Source organism: Peribacillus sp. FSL K6-1552 (assembly GCF_038005205.1).
Lineage (GTDB): Bacteria > Bacillota > Bacilli > Bacillales > DSM-1321 > Peribacillus > Peribacillus butanolivorans.
Genome location: NZ_JBBOST010000001.1, coordinates 3,861,409 through 3,877,529, shown reverse-complemented (window position 1 = coordinate 3,877,529; position 16,121 = coordinate 3,861,409). Strand labels below are relative to the sequence as shown.

Below are 16,121 nucleotides of genomic sequence, written 5' to 3'. Positions count from 1 at the left end.
TTATAAAGTATAACGATTATATTAAAGATAAGTTTGATATGTATTCATAATATCAAACGGACTACTACTAGCTGGTGATATGATGGAAAAAAGATTAGAAAATGTACTGGAAAACCAATTATGTTTCCTGCTTTATGCAAGTTCAAGGGAAATGACGAAAAAATATAAACCGCTGCTTGATAAACTCGAAGTGACATATCCACAGTACCTCGTTCTCCTTCTACTATGGGAGCAGGATACACTTACAGTTAAAAAATTAGGGGACTTACTTGCCCTCGACTCAGGAACGCTTACCCCCATGTTAAAACGAATGGAACAGAATGGCTTGATTGTCCGTGAACGTTCCACTCAAGATGAACGGTCTGTCATGATTCAGCTGACCGAAAAGGGAAAGGGTTTACAGGAAGATGCCTGTTTCATTCCCAATCGCATTTCAGCTATGTCGGGTGAGGATAAGAGGGTGGTTGAGGATTTGAAAGCTTCGCTGCTCCAACTATTGAAAACATTACAGAAATTTTAGCGAAAAGAAAAAACGCTTGGGGAGCCCAAGCGTTTTTTTGTCGGATATATTAATCTACATCGATTTCAATAGTGACGTCCACATTGCCTTTGATTGCTTTTGAATAAGGACACATTTGGTGCGCTTTATGAACAAGGGTTTCAAACGTCTCTTTATCGATCCCAGATCCTTTCACAGCTAAAGTGACAGCCAAGCTGTACTGATGCATCTCACCCATCAATAAACTGACACTAGCAGTGACTTTAGAATCAAATTTAATGCGTTCAATCTTACCAACAGATTGCAAAGCACTATCAAAACAAGCAGCATACCCAGCTGCAAAGAGCTGTTCAGGATTAGATGCTTCAGGCATCTTATTAGCCCTCGGCGTTCCAGGCATCGCAATATCAACTGTGAAGTTTCCATCGGCAGAAATGGCCGTTCCTTCTCTTCCCCCATCAACCGTTACAGACGTAGTAAATAATGTTTTTGTCATCATTTTTCTCCTTTGCTTCATATTTAAATTGTGCACAATTGAATTGTATAGCATGCATTTAGGAAAAGCAACAGAAAAGAATTAGTGAAAAACATTAGGAGTGATAACAATATTGTGCAAACCTAAAAAATAGAGACAATAAAATAAAAACAGAATATCGAGAAGGGTAAAATGTTGGAAGAGTGCAATTAGATGGGTTTAAGCTTGGTCTAAGTTGAAGGGTTTCCCTATTAAATAAGCAGATGGAAAAACGGAGAGATCAGTGCAGTATTATGATGAAGATAGCGATAGGGTTTAAACGATAATAGACTACCTCAGCCCGCTGTTTTAAGGGAATAAGGTAGCCTATTAATGCTGGGTTATATTTTTCTTTGAAATACTAGGTTAGTTTAAGGTCTCCCTTTTATCATTTCCCGCCAGAAGACTCCCTCTTCAAGCGTGTGAAGGGCGAGAGCCCAACGGTAAGGGGGAGATGAATGGCGGTTGGCATAAGCCAAAGTAATCTTTTGACAAACGTATGTTCGATGGTTAATAATAACTATAAGGGGGTGAAACCAATGGTCGTAAACAAAGCTTATAAATTTCGAATCTATCCAACTAAAGAACAACTAGTTCTAATCAATAAAACGATCGGCTGCTCCCGTTTTGTCTATAACTTCTTTTTAGGCAAACAAAAGGAGAAAGATGCCTACTGGTATATTTGTGAAGAAATGAAGCAGAACGGCCAATTACCCTCTAATGAATGGAAAGGTTCTTTTCTGAATAAATACGCAACAATCAAAGAACTTCCAGCTTTAAAGAAAGAGTATTCTTTCCTGAAAGAAGTAGACAGTATTGCCTTACAGAAATCGGTGGAAAATTTAGCAGATTCCTATAGTCGATATTATAAAAAGCAAAACAAGTCACCACGCTTCAAATCGAAAAAGAATCCTATCCAGTCCTATACGACTAAACATACGAATGGGAATATTGGAATTGTTGGAAACAAAATCAAATTGCCAAAACTCGGTCTAGTTCGTTTTGCTAAAAGCCGCGAAGTCGAAGGGCGAATCATCAATGCCACAATCAGGCGGAACCCTTCGGGTAAATATTTCATTTCCGTTTTAGCGGAAACCAATGTACAAGTACTTCCTAAAACGAATCGTTCGTGCGGTGTAGATGTTGGCTTGAAGAATTTTGCTATTCTTTCAGATGGTACGGTCTATCAAAACCCAAAATTCTTCCGGACGGTCGAAAAGAAATTGTCCAAAGCACAACGGATTCTTTCAAGGCGACAAGAAATAGCCTTGAATCAAAATAAACCATTGGCTGAAGCCAAAAACTATCAAAAACAAAAACGAAAAGTGGCTATCCTACACGAAAAAATTTCAAATGCCCGAATGGATTACTTACATAAAGTTTCTACCGAAATCATCAAAAACCACGATGTTATTGGAATGGAAGACTTGCAAGTGTCGAATATGATGAAAAATCACAAACTAGCTAAAGCTATTAGTGAAGTATCTTGGTACCAATTCAAAAAAATGTTGGAATACAAAGCAAAATGGTATGGTAAACAAATCGTGACCGTATCTAAAACGTTTGCTTCTAGCCAATTGTGTTCTAGCTGCGGTTACCAAAATAAAGACGTTAAACATCTGAATCTTCGTGAATGGGATTGTCCTTTTTGTTCTACTCACCACGATCGAGATATTAACGCAGGACTCAATCTAATGAATGAAGCCATAAGGCTTCTAACCGTAGGAACTACGGGAGTAGCCTAATTAAAAATTGGCCGATAGGCTAATATTCTTAGGAATCCCCCACTTCAATCAGACCGTAAGGTCGATAAGTGGTGGGTAGTTCAATCCCGATGACTTTCATATTTGTTTGCTTTGGTCAACTGCTTCAACACATCAAGTTCAGCTTCAGTAAGCGAAGAGCTGTTAACGGCACGGCAGTTTTCACGGAGCTGCTGCACTGAGCTTGCTCCAGGTACGACAGCAGCAACGCTTTGGTGTGACAATACAAATTGCAGGGCCGTATCATTCAACTTTCTGCCGGAAAGCTTGTCCTTTAATTGTGGAAGCAGATCTTTAAGTTCTTGATAACTATAGTCAAGATAACCATCTTCATTTGCTTTTTCAAGCATTTTCTCACTAAGTAGTCCTTTGGCAAGGGGGCCACGGGCAATGATGCTGATCTGTTTGTTTTCCAAAAGAGGCATCCACTCTTCTGGGCGGCGATCGAGTAGGCTGTATTGCATCATCACGGAGTCAAGATCAGACTTTTCGGTAAATTTCTTAATTACGTTGGGGCGAATTGAGGAAATTCCATAGTACCGGATATAGCCTTCCTTTTTCAACTCCTCAAATGCTTCAACTGTTTCTTCGATATTGTCTGAAATCGTGCCCCCGTGCAGCTGATAAAGATCAATATAATCGGTTCCTAGCCGTTTTAAGCTGTCCTTTACTGCCGTTTTGATATGGGTGCCAGATGGATCCCAGTTCCAACTATCCTTATTTTCATTCCAGCGGTTTCCGACCTTCGTGGCTATGTATACTTGGTCGCGGACCGATTTTAAGTTTTTTCCGACGATTTCTTCATTCACACCGAAATTATATAAGTCAGCAGTATCAAAATAATTGATTCCTTCATCCAAAGCAGCCTGTATGATCTCAGATGCCTGACTTTCGACAGTACCCAATGACATGCAGCCGAGCCCGATTTCAGATACGAATAACTCTGAACTTCCTAGTCTACGATTTTTCAATTTTATCCACTCCCTTTACCTACATTGTAAAGGACAAATCCATTTCGCTCAAAGAATTCACTTGATTCGTTTTAAAGGAGAGGTTGCCTGTTGATCGTGTATGTCGGCAATCCAATCATTGATATAGACATATTTATTTTGCAATTGTTTTAGTTTTTGAACGATCTCCCAACTCTTTCCAGATAAAATGACGCCTTTGTCCAATACATAAACTTTCATCGAATCGCCCTCCATCTCTATTATGGTAAAATGTATGAAGAATAATACTGCAATTAGAACAGAGGAGTGGTCAGGATGAAAAAATTTGAAGAAAAAACGATATCTTCTGAAAAAGTATTCACCGGTAAAGTAATCAGCCTACAGGTGGATGATGTAGAGCTTCCAGATGGAAAAACAAGTAAACGTGAAATCATCAAGCATCCGGGAGCGGTTGCAATCATAGCTGTTACAGCAGACAATAAAATCATCATGGTCGAACAGTACCGTAAAGCGCTGGAGAGAAGTCTGGTTGAAATTCCTGCAGGAAAGCTCGAAAAAGGCGAACAACCGATTCTGTCGGCAGAACGGGAACTTGAAGAAGAGACAGGGTATGTATGCGAAAAAATGGAACACATCATATCCTTTTATACGTCCCCAGGCTTTGCCGATGAATTGGTTCACATTTATGTAGCCCACAATTTGAAAAAGAAAGAAAATGCGGCCCCCTTGGATGAGGATGAATTTGTCGAGGTGATTGAGCTGACGGTAGAGGAAGCTCAAACCTATATAGATGAAGGGAAAATCCAGGATGCCAAAACGGCATATGCAGTTCAGTACCTGCAGTTGAAAAAGGTGATGACTTCATAAATGAAAGAGTATTACGCTGACCTGCATATCCACATAGGCAGAACAAGAAGTGGAAAGGCCGTAAAAATAACCGGTGCTAAAACGTTGACCTTCAGCAAGGTGATACAAGTGGCAAGTGAGAGAAAAGGTCTCGATTTAATCGGGATAATTGACTGCCATTCTCCTGAAGTTATCGAAGAGATTGAAGCAGGAATTCTGGACGGGGAAATTACAGAGAAGGATGAAGGCGGTCTTCTTTACCGGAACACAACAATCATTCCAGGCTCTGAAATTGAAATTTATGATCAGCATTGTAATGGCCCAATCCATGTTCTTGCCTATTTTCCTACATTGGAAGCGATGAAGAATTTTTCGGTGTGGATGAGCGGTTATGTTAAAAATATCACCTTAAGCTCTCAAAGAATTTATTGTGACGGAAGAACACTGCAAAAAATAGTAAAATCACTTGGCGGCTTGTTTATCCCAGCACATGTTTTTACCCCCTTTAAAAGTTTATATGGTAAAGGGGTAAGATCGAGTCTGGCTGAAGTATTCGATCCAGAGTTAATCGACGCCATCGAGCTTGGGTTAAGTTCTGATACAGATATGGTCAAGGATATAAAAGAGTTGGAATCCTTTGTCTTCGTGACGAATTCTGACGCACATTCGCTTGGGAAAATTGCTCGTGAATATCAAAAAATTCGACTTAAAGAACCAAGTTTTAACGAGTTGGCAAAAGCCCTTCAAGATAAAGAAGGACGAAAGGTATCAGCCAATTATGGGTTGAATCCCTTATTGGGAAAATATCATCAAACCGTTTGTTCAGGATGTTTACATCAATTGTTAAGGGATAATGAACAATGTCCTGAATGTGGAAACAAGACTATCATTAAAGGGGTGTCGACTCGGATAGAGGAACTATCTATTCCTAAAATGAATGGAGAGAAACGAAGGGAAAGACCGCCATATATCCATCAAGTACCCCTCGATTTCATCCCGGGACTTGGTCCTAAATCAATGGAAAAACTGCTAGAGGCATTTGGAACCGAGATGAATATCCTTCATGAGGTAACCCTTGAACAACTCACAGAAATCGTTCCTGTAAAATTGGCCCACTATATCGATTCTGCCAGAAAAGGGGAGCTTACTTTTGAAGTTGGGGGCGGAGGTAAGTATGGGAAAGTAAAAAAGAACAGCTAATTATTTGTTTATGTAAGGGAATAAAAAAGAGTCCTGACAGAGGAGGTTTATACTGTCAGGACTTTTTTTAGTTTGTTGTTTTTGCATATATATAGGTGTCTCGCAATTCCTTGCCGTCAGCACTTAGACAGTCATTATGTAAAGTTCCTTCAAGAGTATACTTTAGTTTTTCGGGAATTCGTTTACTAGCAAGGTTATTAGGGTCACAGCGGATTTCAACCCGCTTTGCCCCATAATGATGAAAAGCAAATTGGGTTAACTTTTCAATCGCTTCGGTTGTGTACCCTTTTTTACTGTGTATTGTATCAATCCAATAGCCAATTTCAAATTTGGGGATATCCCAGTTAATTCGGTGCAGACCAGTGGAACCGATGAATTGGTCGTCTTCTTTCCTATAAATATGAAGTCTAATATCCTCTTTTAAAATAAAGTCCGCAAAGGCTTTTAGGACGTTCTGTTCTGAGGTTTCCAAGGACGGTTCCTGATGGGCAAATGGAAGCCATTGTTTTAATTCATTCTGGGAACGGACAATGGCTTCATACACATCTTTGCCATCTCCAGGTTGACAAGGTCTTAGATATAGCCGTGGAGTTTCAATTTTTTCTGGGAAATCCATTAATATAGCTTTCATATCACACCTCCAAGTAATGGTTATGGAAAATTATAACATGATATTACTTTGAGGTGTTCTTCCTGATTAGGGAATTCATACTTGTTTTCTTTAGCATAAATGAAAGAGTGAAAACATAGATTCTAGTAAGCGGAGTTGGGAGGATGAAAGATGAAAAAAAAATCTGTCGTACAAAATGCCGTAATGAAACACATTAACGAACATTCCTCATTATATGTCTTTATCACTGTGCTTTTTTTAATGGGTGTCATTTTTGGCGCTGTACTCGTAAATAGTTTGAGTTTTACCCAAAAAGAGGACTTGTTCTATTATTTATCACAATTTTTTGGACAAGTTACCAAAGGAGAATTTGCATCTTCGCATGATATGTTTAGCCAAAGTATTATGCATAACATAAAATATATAGGCCTCATCTGGATTCTTGGGATTTCGGTTATTGGGTTGCCGGTTATCTTGATATTGTTATTTATTAAAGGAATGGTTGTAGGGTTTACAGTCGGCTTTTTAGTTAATCAAATGGGGTGGAGCGGGTTCTTATTATCATTTGTCGCAATTCTACCACAAAATATATTCATTGTACCGATTTTCATCGTGATAACGGTCCTTGCTGTCTCGCTATCAATGAAAATGATCAGCCGGATTTTCCTCAAGCAAATTCGAGAGCCGCTGAAGCCAATTATATCACGCTATATTTTTTCATTAATTTTGTCAGGAGTATTTTTAATTACAGCTGCTGTATTTGAAGCATACTTATCACCCTCTTTAATGAAAAATGTCGTCAGTTTCCTGGGTCATTGAAGGGAATTTGCTAATCACAACAATTTTTTTATCATTAACAAGAAATCTATTTTGACAGTTTTCCCTCATTTGATATAATGGATAAGATAGCGGCGCGGGAGGGAATATAGGTATGGAAATAGAAAACAGAATTGATAGAATAAAAAAGCAGTTGCACTCGTCCAGCTACAAACTAACGCCTCAGCGAGAAGCGACCGTCCGCGTTTTACTTGAGCACGAAGAGGATCATTTAAGCGCAGAAGACGTTTACCTCCTTGTCAAAGAAAAGTCGCCGGAAATTGGATTGGCAACAGTATACCGTACGCTAGAGTTGCTGACTGAATTGAAGATAGTAGATAAAATTAACTTTGGAGACGGGGTTTCCCGTTATGATTTAAGACAAGAAGGGGCTGCCCATTTCCATCATCATCTTGTTTGTGTGGAATGTGGAGCGGTAGATGAGATTCAAGAAGACTTACTTGAAGACGTAGAATCCATTGTAGAACGCGACTGGAACTTCAAGATAAAAGATCATAGATTAACCTTTCATGGTATTTGTCATCGATGCCATGAGAAAGACGAGAATAAAGGTGAATAAAGTCGGACCTTTTCCATTAAATGGAGAAGGTTTTCTGCATTTTTAAAAGGGTAAATATCTGCAGAGCAAGGTCCATTCGACATGTAGCTGAATTCAGGAAATTAGGATAACGCCACTTTTCTCTTTTATAGCTGTTTTTGCTTTCTCCTTACCGAAACATGTATAAAACTTGTCCTGTTGGGCATAGATTGATACAAAGGATCGAATGGGAGGGGAAAGGTGATGAAAACTTCATTGTCGCTTGTTCTACATACAGCTAAAGTGATGATTCTCTTTGTTAGCTTCACTATTCTTTTTTATATAGGAATGGTATGGTTAAATCAGGAATATCAAAGTTATCATCGTTATGACGAACCAAAAGGTATGGCTGTAAAAGTATCAAAGGCTGTTGATACAGGTGATGATGCATGGCTTGAACGCTTAATGTTGCTTTATTTAAACGGGGAGTAATGAATATGGAGAATCAAATTAGGGATTTTATTCATTTTTTAACCATTGAAAAAGGACTTGCAAAGAATACGCTCGTTTCTTATGAACGCGACTTAAATTCATATTGGAGCTACTTGAAAAATGTAGAAACCATTACCAACTGGAATGATTCGCGGAGGGTGAACATCTTGCATTTTCTCGTTCATTTGAAGGATCAGGGCAAATCATCGAAAACGGTAGCGCGTCATATCGCCTCCATTAGGTCTTTTCATCAATTTCTTCTCCGAGAAAGGGTGACCGAACAGGATCCATCTTTACATATAGAAACACCAAAACCAGAGCGAAGCCTCCCAAAAGTGCTAAGCATGGAAGAGGTGGAAGCGTTATTAGAGGCCCCAAAGGTAATAGATGAATATGGTTTGCGTGATAAGGCGATGCTTGAATTGATGTATGCGACAGGGATGCGCGTAAGTGAGTTAATATCAATGGATGTGAGTGATGTCCATGCATCGATGGGCTTTGTCCGCTGTATTGGAAAAGGAAATAAAGAAAGAATCATTCCAATTGGCCAAACGGCACTTGGTGCTATTGAACATTATTTGGATAGGGCCCGAGGAAAATTTGCTAGTCCAAAGCACCGAACAGAGTCACTTTTTTTGAATCATCATGGAAACAGGCTGACAAGACAGGGATTTTGGAAGATTTTAAAGAAACTTGTGAAAACGGCGCAAATAGAAAAAGAAATCACACCACATACTTTGCGTCATTCCTTCGCGACACATCTATTAATGAATGGGGCAGATTTAAGGGCAGTCCAAGAGATGCTAGGTCATGCGGATATATCGACGACGCAAATTTATACGCATATTACAAACGTTCGGATTAAGGATGTATATTCAAAATTTCATCCACGAGCTTAGAAGTTTAATAGAATGATAGAGAGGTTGTGAACTTCACTGCAAAACAGATGAAGGAAGCAGCCTTTTTCGAAATTGAAAGGGGATACAAACGGTCGATACTAAATCGCTATAGTGGACATTGTGAACATCTAGTGATACTTTTTTCTTTCAGAAATATATTATTTGTCTCCATCATGGTAATCGTTTACAATGTAGAGAGGTCAGACTTCTGACGTTCTCGTGATTTTCATTTTATTGAAGAGTAACTAAACAGTATACGGGTAATATAGAGAGTATAAAAACTGATTTACTATTTTAGGAGGAATGAGCATGAAAGGGAATTCAGCGTTTAAACGTATTTTTGTAGTGGTTATGGACTCAGTAGGGATTGGTGAAGCACCTGATGCAGATTTATTCGGTGATAAAGGGTCAGATACACTCGGTCATATCGCAGAAAAAATGAATGGATTAAACATGCCAAATCTCGCAAAATTGGGTTTAGGCAATATCCGTGAAATCAAAGGGATTGATAAAGCGAAGCAACCGCTCGCATACTATACGAAAATGAAAGAAGCGTCTACTGGAAAAGATACGATGACTGGGCACTGGGAAATTATGGGGTTGAATATATCGACTCCATTTCGTGTGTTCCCAAATGGTTTCCCAGAATTATTAGTCAATGACCTCGAAGCGAAAATGGGTCGTGGAATTATTGGGAATATTCCGGCTAGCGGGACGGAAATCATAGAAAAACTTGGCGAAGAACATATGAAAACGGGTGCGTTAATTGTTTATACATCTGCGGATTCAGTTTTACAAATCGCTGCCCATGAAGATATAGTTCCGGTAGAAGAATTATACCGAATTTGTGAGATTGTACGTGAAATAACAATGGCTGATGAATTTAAGGTTGGACGCGTAATCGCAAGACCTTTCACAGGCCAACCAGGCAGCTTCAAAAGAACGCCTAATCGTCATGATTATGCTTTAAAACCATTTAACAGGACGGTTATGGATGAATTGAAAGATTCCGGATATGATGTTCTGGCAATCGGGAAAATTTCTGATATTTTTGATGGTGAAGGGGTCACTGAATCCTTAAGGACCGTATCTAATATGGATGGAATGGATAAATTAATCCAAACCATCGAACAGGATTTCAAAGGTTTAAGTTTCCTTAACCTGGTCGACTTCGATGCTTTATACGGTCACAGACGTGATCCAGAGGGTTACGGAAAGGCATTAGAAGAATTCGATGCTAGAATGCCAGAAGTACTCGATAAGCTAAAAGAGGACGATTTATTAATCATCACTGCTGATCACGGGAATGACCCGGTACATGAAGGGACCGACCATACACGTGAATATGTGCCATTATTAGTTTATTCTAAACGATTTACAGAAGCTGGCGAGCTTCCAATAAGAGATACATTTGCTGATATAGGGGCAACAGTCGCAGCTAACTTTGATGTGAAAATGCCTGCCTTCGGAAAAAATATTTTGGGCGATATGAATTAAGGGGAGAGAAAATATATATGTTTAATAAAATAGAAGCAGCTGCCTCATTTATAAAAAGTAAGATTGATGGTTCTCCAGAAATAGGATTAATTCTTGGTTCGGGACTTGGGGTATTAGCAGATGAAATTGAGAATCCTATTACGATCCCATATCACGATATACCGGAATTTCCAGTATCAACTGTTGAGGGACATGCAGGTCAGCTTGTCATCGGTATTTTAAGCGGCAAAAAAGTTATAGCTATGCAAGGTCGTTTTCATTTTTATGAGGGATACTCTATGGAGAAAGTCACATTCCCTGTGCGTGTAATGAAGCTTCTTGGAGTTGAGCAGTTAATTGTAACTAATGCTGCGGGAAGTGTTAATGAAAGCTTTGCACCGGGAGACTTGATGCTAATTACGGATCATATCAATTTAATGGGGGCAAATCCATTAATTGGTTCAAACGAAGAGCGTTTTGGTCCTAGGTTCCCTGATATGTCAGAAGCGTATAACAAAGAGCTACGAGCTCAAGCTAAAAAAATTGCTTCATCGCTTGGTATGGATATTAAAGAAGGTGTCTATATTGGGAATTCAGGCCCGACCTATGAAACACCCGCAGAAGTGAAAATGGCAAGGATTCTTGGCGGGGATGCAGTCGGCATGTCCACTGTTCCGGAGGTTATTGTGGCAAGACATAGCGGTATGAAAGTACTCGGTATTTCATGTCTTACCAACATGGCTGCAGGCATTTTGGATCAGCCGTTGTCACATGTAGAAGTAATTGAAACGACGGAAAAAGTAAAGAGTAGTTTTCTGGAGTTTGTTAAACAAATCGTTAAAGACATATAAAACAGTTTAAATTTAAAATAAAATAAGCACAGCTAAATGTAGCGGTGCCTTTAAAAAAGCGGGGAATCTAATATGAGAATGGTTGATCTAATCGAGAAAAAACGTGATGGGAAGGCTCTTTCTACGGAAGAAATTCAGTTCATTATCCAAGGGTTTACTGATGGAACGATTCCTGATTACCAAATGAGTGCTTGGTCAATGGCCGTTTATTTCAAAGGTATGAATGAGCAAGAGCGTGCTGATTTAACCATGGCTATGGTTGAATCGGGCGATCAAATTGATTTAACTATGATTGAAGGAGTTAAGGTTGATAAGCATTCCACTGGAGGTGTTGGTGATACGACAACACTTGTTCTTGGACCTTTAGTGGCTGCAGTTGGAGTTCCTGTAGCGAAGATGTCAGGACGCGGTCTTGGCCATACAGGCGGAACAATCGATAAATTGGAATCTGTTACAGGTTTTCATGTGGAAATAGAAAATGACGAGTTTATACGACTTGTGAATAAAAATAAAATAGCTGTCATTGGTCAAAGTGGTAACTTAACACCAGCGGATAAAAAGTTATATGCATTGCGCGATGTAACGGCTACTGTTAACAGCATCGGCTTGATTGCTGGTTCAATTATGAGTAAAAAAATCGCTGCTGGTGCCGATGCAATTGTACTTGATGTGAAAACGGGTGCAGGAGCATTCATGAAAACTCTCGAAGACTCAGAAGAATTAGCTCATGCAATGGTGAGCATCGGGAATAATGTTGGGCGAAACACGATGGCTGTAATTTCAGATATGAGCCAGCCGCTCGGTTACGCAATCGGAAATGCTTTAGAAGTGAAAGAAGCAATCGATACGCTTAAAGGTGAAGGTCCGGAAGATTTAACGGAACTTTCCTTAACACTAGGCAGTCATATGGTGTTCCTTGCTAAAAAGGCAAGCTCGCTTGAAGAAGCTAGAACCCTGCTTGAAAACGCAATTAAAGATGGTTCTGCTCTTAACTCATTTAAGGTTTTCTTAGAAGCGCAGGGAGGCGATGGTTCGGTTGTAGATCAGCCAGAAAAACTTCCGCAGGCTGCCTATACTTTTGAGCTTGAAGCAAAAGAAGATGGATATGTATCAAAAATCGTTGCCGATGAAGTTGGAACAGCGGCTATGCTTTTAGGAGCCGGACGAGCGACCAAGGAATCAGAAATTGACCTAGCTGTTGGGCTAGTGCTCCGTAAAAAAATCGGAGAAGTCGTGGCAAAAGGTGAATCTCTAGTGACGATTTACAGTAATTTTGAAGATGTTTCAGAAGTAAAAGAAAAATTGTATGAAAACATATCTATCTCGAAAGAAAAAGTTGAAAAACCTACGCTTATCTATAAAGAGATTATGGAATAATGTAACTTCAAAAATGTTGCTCTTTTTTTTAGAGAGTGACCTTTTTGTAACCTTAGCTAGCTTATGTAGCTAAAATAAATCCCATGATTTTTAAAAAGAGGATGCCTATGCGCATCCTCTTTTTATTTTTGTGTTAATTTTCCTAATAATTCTTATATTTACAAAATTTATCTTTAAATGAACTTATTTGTATAAAAATGGGTGTAATGGAAAAAATAAATCATATAAAGATTGGAGGGTATGGAGATGAAGCGGATTCTTTCTCTATTTTTAACCGTATTAATAGCTGCTGGTTTTAGCATCCCACATACAAAAGCAGCGGAAGATAAAGGAGTCGACTTAGCGGCTAATGCTAAATCTGCTATTTTAATTGAACGGGATACAGGTACCGTATTGTTTGATAAAAACGCAGATGATCGTCTTTCACCGGCAAGTATGACCAAGATCATGACGATGCTGCTAATCATGGAAGCAATCGATAAAGGCGAACTTACCATGAAGGAAAAAATCAGGACAAGTGAGTATGCAGCGTCGATGGGTGGTTCTCAAATCTTCCTCGAGCCAGGTGAAGAAATGACCACGGAGCAAATGCTTAAAGGCATCTCGATTGGTTCGGCGAATGATGCATCGGTGGCGATGGCGGAACGAATTGCGGGATCTGAAGAAGAGTTTGTTAAGAAAATGAACAAAAAAGTGAAAGATCTCGGGCTAAAAAACACGAAGTTTCAAAATGTGACAGGCCTTCCTGTTAAAGATCATTACAGCTCGGCTTATGATATGTCCATCATGGCGAAGGAGTTATTGAAATACGATACAATTACAAGGTTCACGGGTACATATGAGGACTATCTCCGTGAAAATACCGAAAAGAAATTCTGGCTTGTTAACACGAATCGATTAGTGAAATTTTATCCGGGGGTAGATGGGCTAAAAACAGGATTTACAAATGAAGCGAAGTATTGCCTGACGGCTACAGCGAAAAAAGGGAATATGCGGGTCATTGCCGTCGTTTTCGGAGCAGCATCTCCGAAGGAACGAAATGCGCAGGTTACCAAAATGCTTGATTATGCTTTTTCACAATACATCACATACCCTATATATAAACGAGGCGAGATGTTAGGAGAATCAAAGGTAAGTAAAGGTCACAAGAAAATGGTTATAGGAGTAACAAGTGAACCTATTTCAGTTTTGACAACCAAGAACGGAACAGCGAAGGATTTTACAAAAAAAATTACTCTTAATAAAGATTTGAATGCACCAATCAAAAAAGGCGATCAAATTGGTACCCTTGAATTGAAGAAAAACGGTAAGGTGTATGTCGAATCGCCAATTGTTGCGAAGGAAACTGTTGAAAAAGCCAGTTGGTGGCAATTGTATAAACGGGCTTTCGGCATGTTTACTCAAGTCAAATAGAATAAATTGTCGCATTACCTGATAAATGTACTAATTTAGGCGAAAGCCCACTAGTTTTGCTATGAAGAAGGAATCTGCAGGTGAAAAAGAGAATTTGACTCTTTATAAGACAGTGAAGGAGGCTGTATATAATGAGTCTTACGATTAATATGGAGGCGAAAGATCGTGTATTATGCATTCGTCTCAAAGGTGATTTAGATCATCATACAGCAGAAAAATTGAAAAAACAGGCAGAGGCAGCAATTCAAAAGCATAACATCAAGCACATTATTCTCAACTTAGAAGAATTACATTTTATGGACAGTTCAGGACTCGGTGTTATTTTAGGGCGTTATAAGCAGGTAAACAATAAACAGGGTGAAATGGTCGTCTGCGCAATTTCTCCAGCAGTAAAGCGGTTATTTGAGATGTCAGGGTTGTTTAAAATTGTTAAAATGGAACTATCCGAAAAAAACGCTTTGCAAAGACTGGGGGTTGCCTAAGATGAAAAATAAAATGGAAACGAAATTTTCTGCACTAAGCCAAAATGAATCTTTTGCCAGGGTTACAGTTGCGGCTTTTATTGCCCAGTTAGATCCAACAATGGATGAATTGACAGAGATCAAGACTGTCGTGTCAGAAGCAGTTACGAATTCGATTATTCATGGGTACGAGAGTGACCCGGAAGGATGGGTCTACATTTCCGTGATTATTGAAGGTGATACTGTAGAATTGACCATCCGTGATGAAGGACTGGGCATTGAAGACGTCGAGGAAGCTAAACAGCCACTATTTACGACAAAACCTGAACTTGAACGTTCCGGTATGGGATTCACCATTATGGAAAACTTCATGGATGAAATCAATATTATTTCCCATAAGGGTGAAGGTACGATCATTCGATTAAAAAAGCACTTAACTACAAGCAGAGCTTTGTGCAATTAAGGGAGACTTGCATATGGATGTGGAGGTTAAAAAAGAGAAGAGCAAAAAAGGCCAGCCCCATTTAAAAGATGAGGAATTACGGAATTTAATCCAACGCAGCCAGAGTGGTGACCAGGACGCAAGAAACTTGATTGTCAATAGCAATCTAAGACTTGTCTGGTCCGTAGTACAGAGATTCCTCAATCGAGGTTATGAACCGGATGATTTATACCAGATTGGCTGCATTGGACTTTTGAAGTCCGTAGATAAATTTGACTTATCGTTTGAAGTGAAATTCTCTACGTATGCTGTACCAATGATCATTGGAGAGATTCAACGTTTTATCCGTGATGATGGAACTGTAAAAGTAAGCCGTTCTTTAAAGGAAATGGCAAATAAAATTCGTAGAGCCAAAGAGGAACTTTCAAAAACGTACGGCCGTGTTCCAACTGTCAATGAATTGGCGGAACATCTTGAGCTGTCACCAGAGGAAATTATCATGGCCCAAGAGGCTAGTCGAAGTCCTTCTTCCATCCATGAAACGGTTTATGAAAATGATGGCGACCCGATTACTCTTCTTGACCAGATTGCCGACAATAATGAAACATCATGGTTTGACCAAATCGCTTTAAAAGAAGCCATCCATGAATTGAATGAACGTGAAAGACTAATTGTTTTCCTGAGGTACTATAAAGACCAGACGCAATCGGAAGTAGCAGCAAGACTTGGCATATCCCAAGTACAGGTGTCACGGCTGGAAAAGAAAATTCTCCAGCAGATGAAAAACCACATGAATCAGTGATTCATGTGGTTTTTTTATTTGATTTGAGAAAAATTTGGGTTTTAGGAAAAGGTAAAAAGACTCTAATCATATTAAAAAGGAGCCCATAGTAGTTTGAGGGTGATGGAAATTTACGGAAATAAGAGAGGGGATGAAATTTTTTAGTTGAATTTAGAATTAAAAACGAATATTA

Annotated in this window: 19 protein-coding genes; 15 read left to right on the top strand and 4 right to left on the bottom strand. The window is 39.2% G+C overall.

All coding sequences use genetic code 11. From position 1 onward, the window contains the following. Positions 1 to 79 precede the first annotated feature (79 nt). On the top strand, positions 80 to 520 hold the full coding sequence (locus tag NST21_RS18585) for a MarR family winged helix-turn-helix transcriptional regulator (protein ID WP_340890622.1): 441 nt from the start codon (positions 80 to 82) through the stop codon (positions 518 to 520). Between the two features lie 49 nt (positions 521 to 569). Here NST21_RS18585 and NST21_RS18580 read toward each other — a convergent pair whose 3' ends face one another. Further along, the gene (locus NST21_RS18580) at positions 570 to 995 is read right to left on the bottom strand and encodes an organic hydroperoxide resistance protein (protein ID WP_340890620.1); all 426 of its coding nucleotides are present in this window, start codon (positions 993 to 995) and stop codon (positions 570 to 572) included. 557 nt (positions 996 to 1,552) lie between these two features. On the opposite strand from NST21_RS18580, the gene tnpB reads away from it, so the two are divergent. Further along, on the top strand, positions 1,553 to 2,758 hold the full coding sequence (gene tnpB / locus NST21_RS18575; protein ID WP_340890618.1) for an IS200/IS605 family element RNA-guided endonuclease TnpB: 1,206 nt from the start codon (positions 1,553 to 1,555) through the stop codon (positions 2,756 to 2,758). 80 nt (positions 2,759 to 2,838) lie between these two features. Here the strand turns inward: tnpB and NST21_RS18570 are convergent, their stop codons facing one another. Continuing rightward, positions 2,839 to 3,747 carry an aldo/keto reductase gene (locus NST21_RS18570; protein ID WP_340890617.1) on the bottom strand — a complete coding sequence of 303 codons (909 nt, stop codon included), beginning with the start codon at positions 3,745 to 3,747 and terminating at the stop codon, positions 2,839 to 2,841. A gap of 57 nt (positions 3,748 to 3,804) precedes the next feature. After that, positions 3,805 to 3,966 (bottom strand): Z-ring formation inhibitor MciZ, encoded by a 162-nt coding sequence (mciZ, locus tag NST21_RS18565; RefSeq protein ID WP_082527557.1) that lies wholly within the window; start codon positions 3,964 to 3,966, stop codon positions 3,805 to 3,807. 75 nt (positions 3,967 to 4,041) lie between these two features. Between mciZ and NST21_RS18560 the strand changes: the two genes are divergently transcribed. Both NST21_RS18560 and NST21_RS18555 read left to right on the top strand, forming a co-directional pair. Further along, entirely contained in the window at positions 4,042 to 4,593 is a 552-nt protein-coding gene (locus tag NST21_RS18560) for an NUDIX hydrolase (protein ID WP_053346855.1), read from the top strand. Then, on the top strand, positions 4,594 to 5,772 hold the full coding sequence (locus tag NST21_RS18555; protein WP_056525205.1) for an endonuclease Q family protein: 1,179 nt from the start codon (positions 4,594 to 4,596) through the stop codon (positions 5,770 to 5,772). It abuts the gene before it with no gap. A gap of 67 nt (positions 5,773 to 5,839) precedes the next feature. On the opposite strand, the gene NST21_RS18550 is transcribed toward NST21_RS18555, so the two are convergent. Then, entirely contained in the window at positions 5,840 to 6,403 is a 564-nt protein-coding gene (locus NST21_RS18550; protein ID WP_340890614.1) for a GNAT family N-acetyltransferase, read from the bottom strand. Positions 6,404 to 6,553: 150 nt separating this feature from the next. Here NST21_RS18550 and spoIIM point away from each other — a divergent pair, with 150 nt between their 5' ends. The 11 genes from spoIIM to sigF all read left to right on the top strand — a co-directional run bounded on the left by spoIIM (position 6,554) and on the right by sigF (position 15,949). After that, the gene (gene spoIIM, locus NST21_RS18545; RefSeq protein WP_340890612.1) at positions 6,554 to 7,201 is read left to right on the top strand and encodes a stage II sporulation protein M; all 648 of its coding nucleotides are present in this window, start codon (positions 6,554 to 6,556) and stop codon (positions 7,199 to 7,201) included. Positions 7,202 to 7,319: 118 nt separating this feature from the next. Then, a complete protein-coding gene (fur, locus tag NST21_RS18540; RefSeq protein WP_053348129.1) occupies positions 7,320 to 7,778 on the top strand; it encodes a ferric iron uptake transcriptional regulator in 459 nt (152 codons plus the stop codon). Positions 7,779 to 8,000: 222 nt separating this feature from the next. Then, positions 8,001 to 8,228, top strand: a complete 228-nt coding sequence (locus tag NST21_RS18535; protein ID WP_340890610.1) for a YqzK family protein — start codon at positions 8,001 to 8,003, stop codon at positions 8,226 to 8,228. 5 nt (positions 8,229 to 8,233) lie between these two features. After that, the gene (gene xerD / locus NST21_RS18530) at positions 8,234 to 9,127 is read left to right on the top strand and encodes a site-specific tyrosine recombinase XerD (RefSeq protein WP_340890608.1); all 894 of its coding nucleotides are present in this window, start codon (positions 8,234 to 8,236) and stop codon (positions 9,125 to 9,127) included. A gap of 309 nt (positions 9,128 to 9,436) precedes the next feature. Next, a complete protein-coding gene (gene deoB, locus NST21_RS18525) occupies positions 9,437 to 10,624 on the top strand; it encodes a phosphopentomutase (protein ID WP_340890606.1) in 1,188 nt (395 codons plus the stop codon). Positions 10,625 to 10,641: 17 nt separating this feature from the next. After that, positions 10,642 to 11,454: a purine-nucleoside phosphorylase gene (locus NST21_RS18520; protein ID WP_340890605.1), complete on the top strand. Its 813-nt coding sequence runs from the start codon at positions 10,642 to 10,644 to the stop codon at positions 11,452 to 11,454. Between the two features lie 72 nt (positions 11,455 to 11,526). Then, positions 11,527 to 12,831, top strand: coding sequence for a pyrimidine-nucleoside phosphorylase (locus NST21_RS18515; RefSeq protein ID WP_056525190.1), 1,305 nt, complete (start codon positions 11,527 to 11,529; stop codon positions 12,829 to 12,831). A 246-nt stretch (positions 12,832 to 13,077) separates the two neighbouring features. Then, entirely contained in the window at positions 13,078 to 14,244 is a 1,167-nt protein-coding gene (locus NST21_RS18510) for a D-alanyl-D-alanine carboxypeptidase family protein (RefSeq protein WP_056525187.1), read from the top strand. A gap of 131 nt (positions 14,245 to 14,375) precedes the next feature. Beyond that, positions 14,376 to 14,726, top strand: coding sequence for an anti-sigma F factor antagonist (gene spoIIAA / locus NST21_RS18505; RefSeq protein WP_053346845.1), 351 nt, complete (start codon positions 14,376 to 14,378; stop codon positions 14,724 to 14,726). Between the two features lies 1 nt (position 14,727). Further along, on the top strand, positions 14,728 to 15,168 hold the full coding sequence (gene spoIIAB, locus NST21_RS18500; protein WP_053346844.1) for an anti-sigma F factor: 441 nt from the start codon (positions 14,728 to 14,730) through the stop codon (positions 15,166 to 15,168). A 13-nt stretch (positions 15,169 to 15,181) separates the two neighbouring features. Next, on the top strand, positions 15,182 to 15,949 hold the full coding sequence (gene sigF, locus NST21_RS18495; protein WP_053346843.1) for an RNA polymerase sporulation sigma factor SigF: 768 nt from the start codon (positions 15,182 to 15,184) through the stop codon (positions 15,947 to 15,949). Positions 15,950 to 16,121 lie beyond the last annotated feature (172 nt).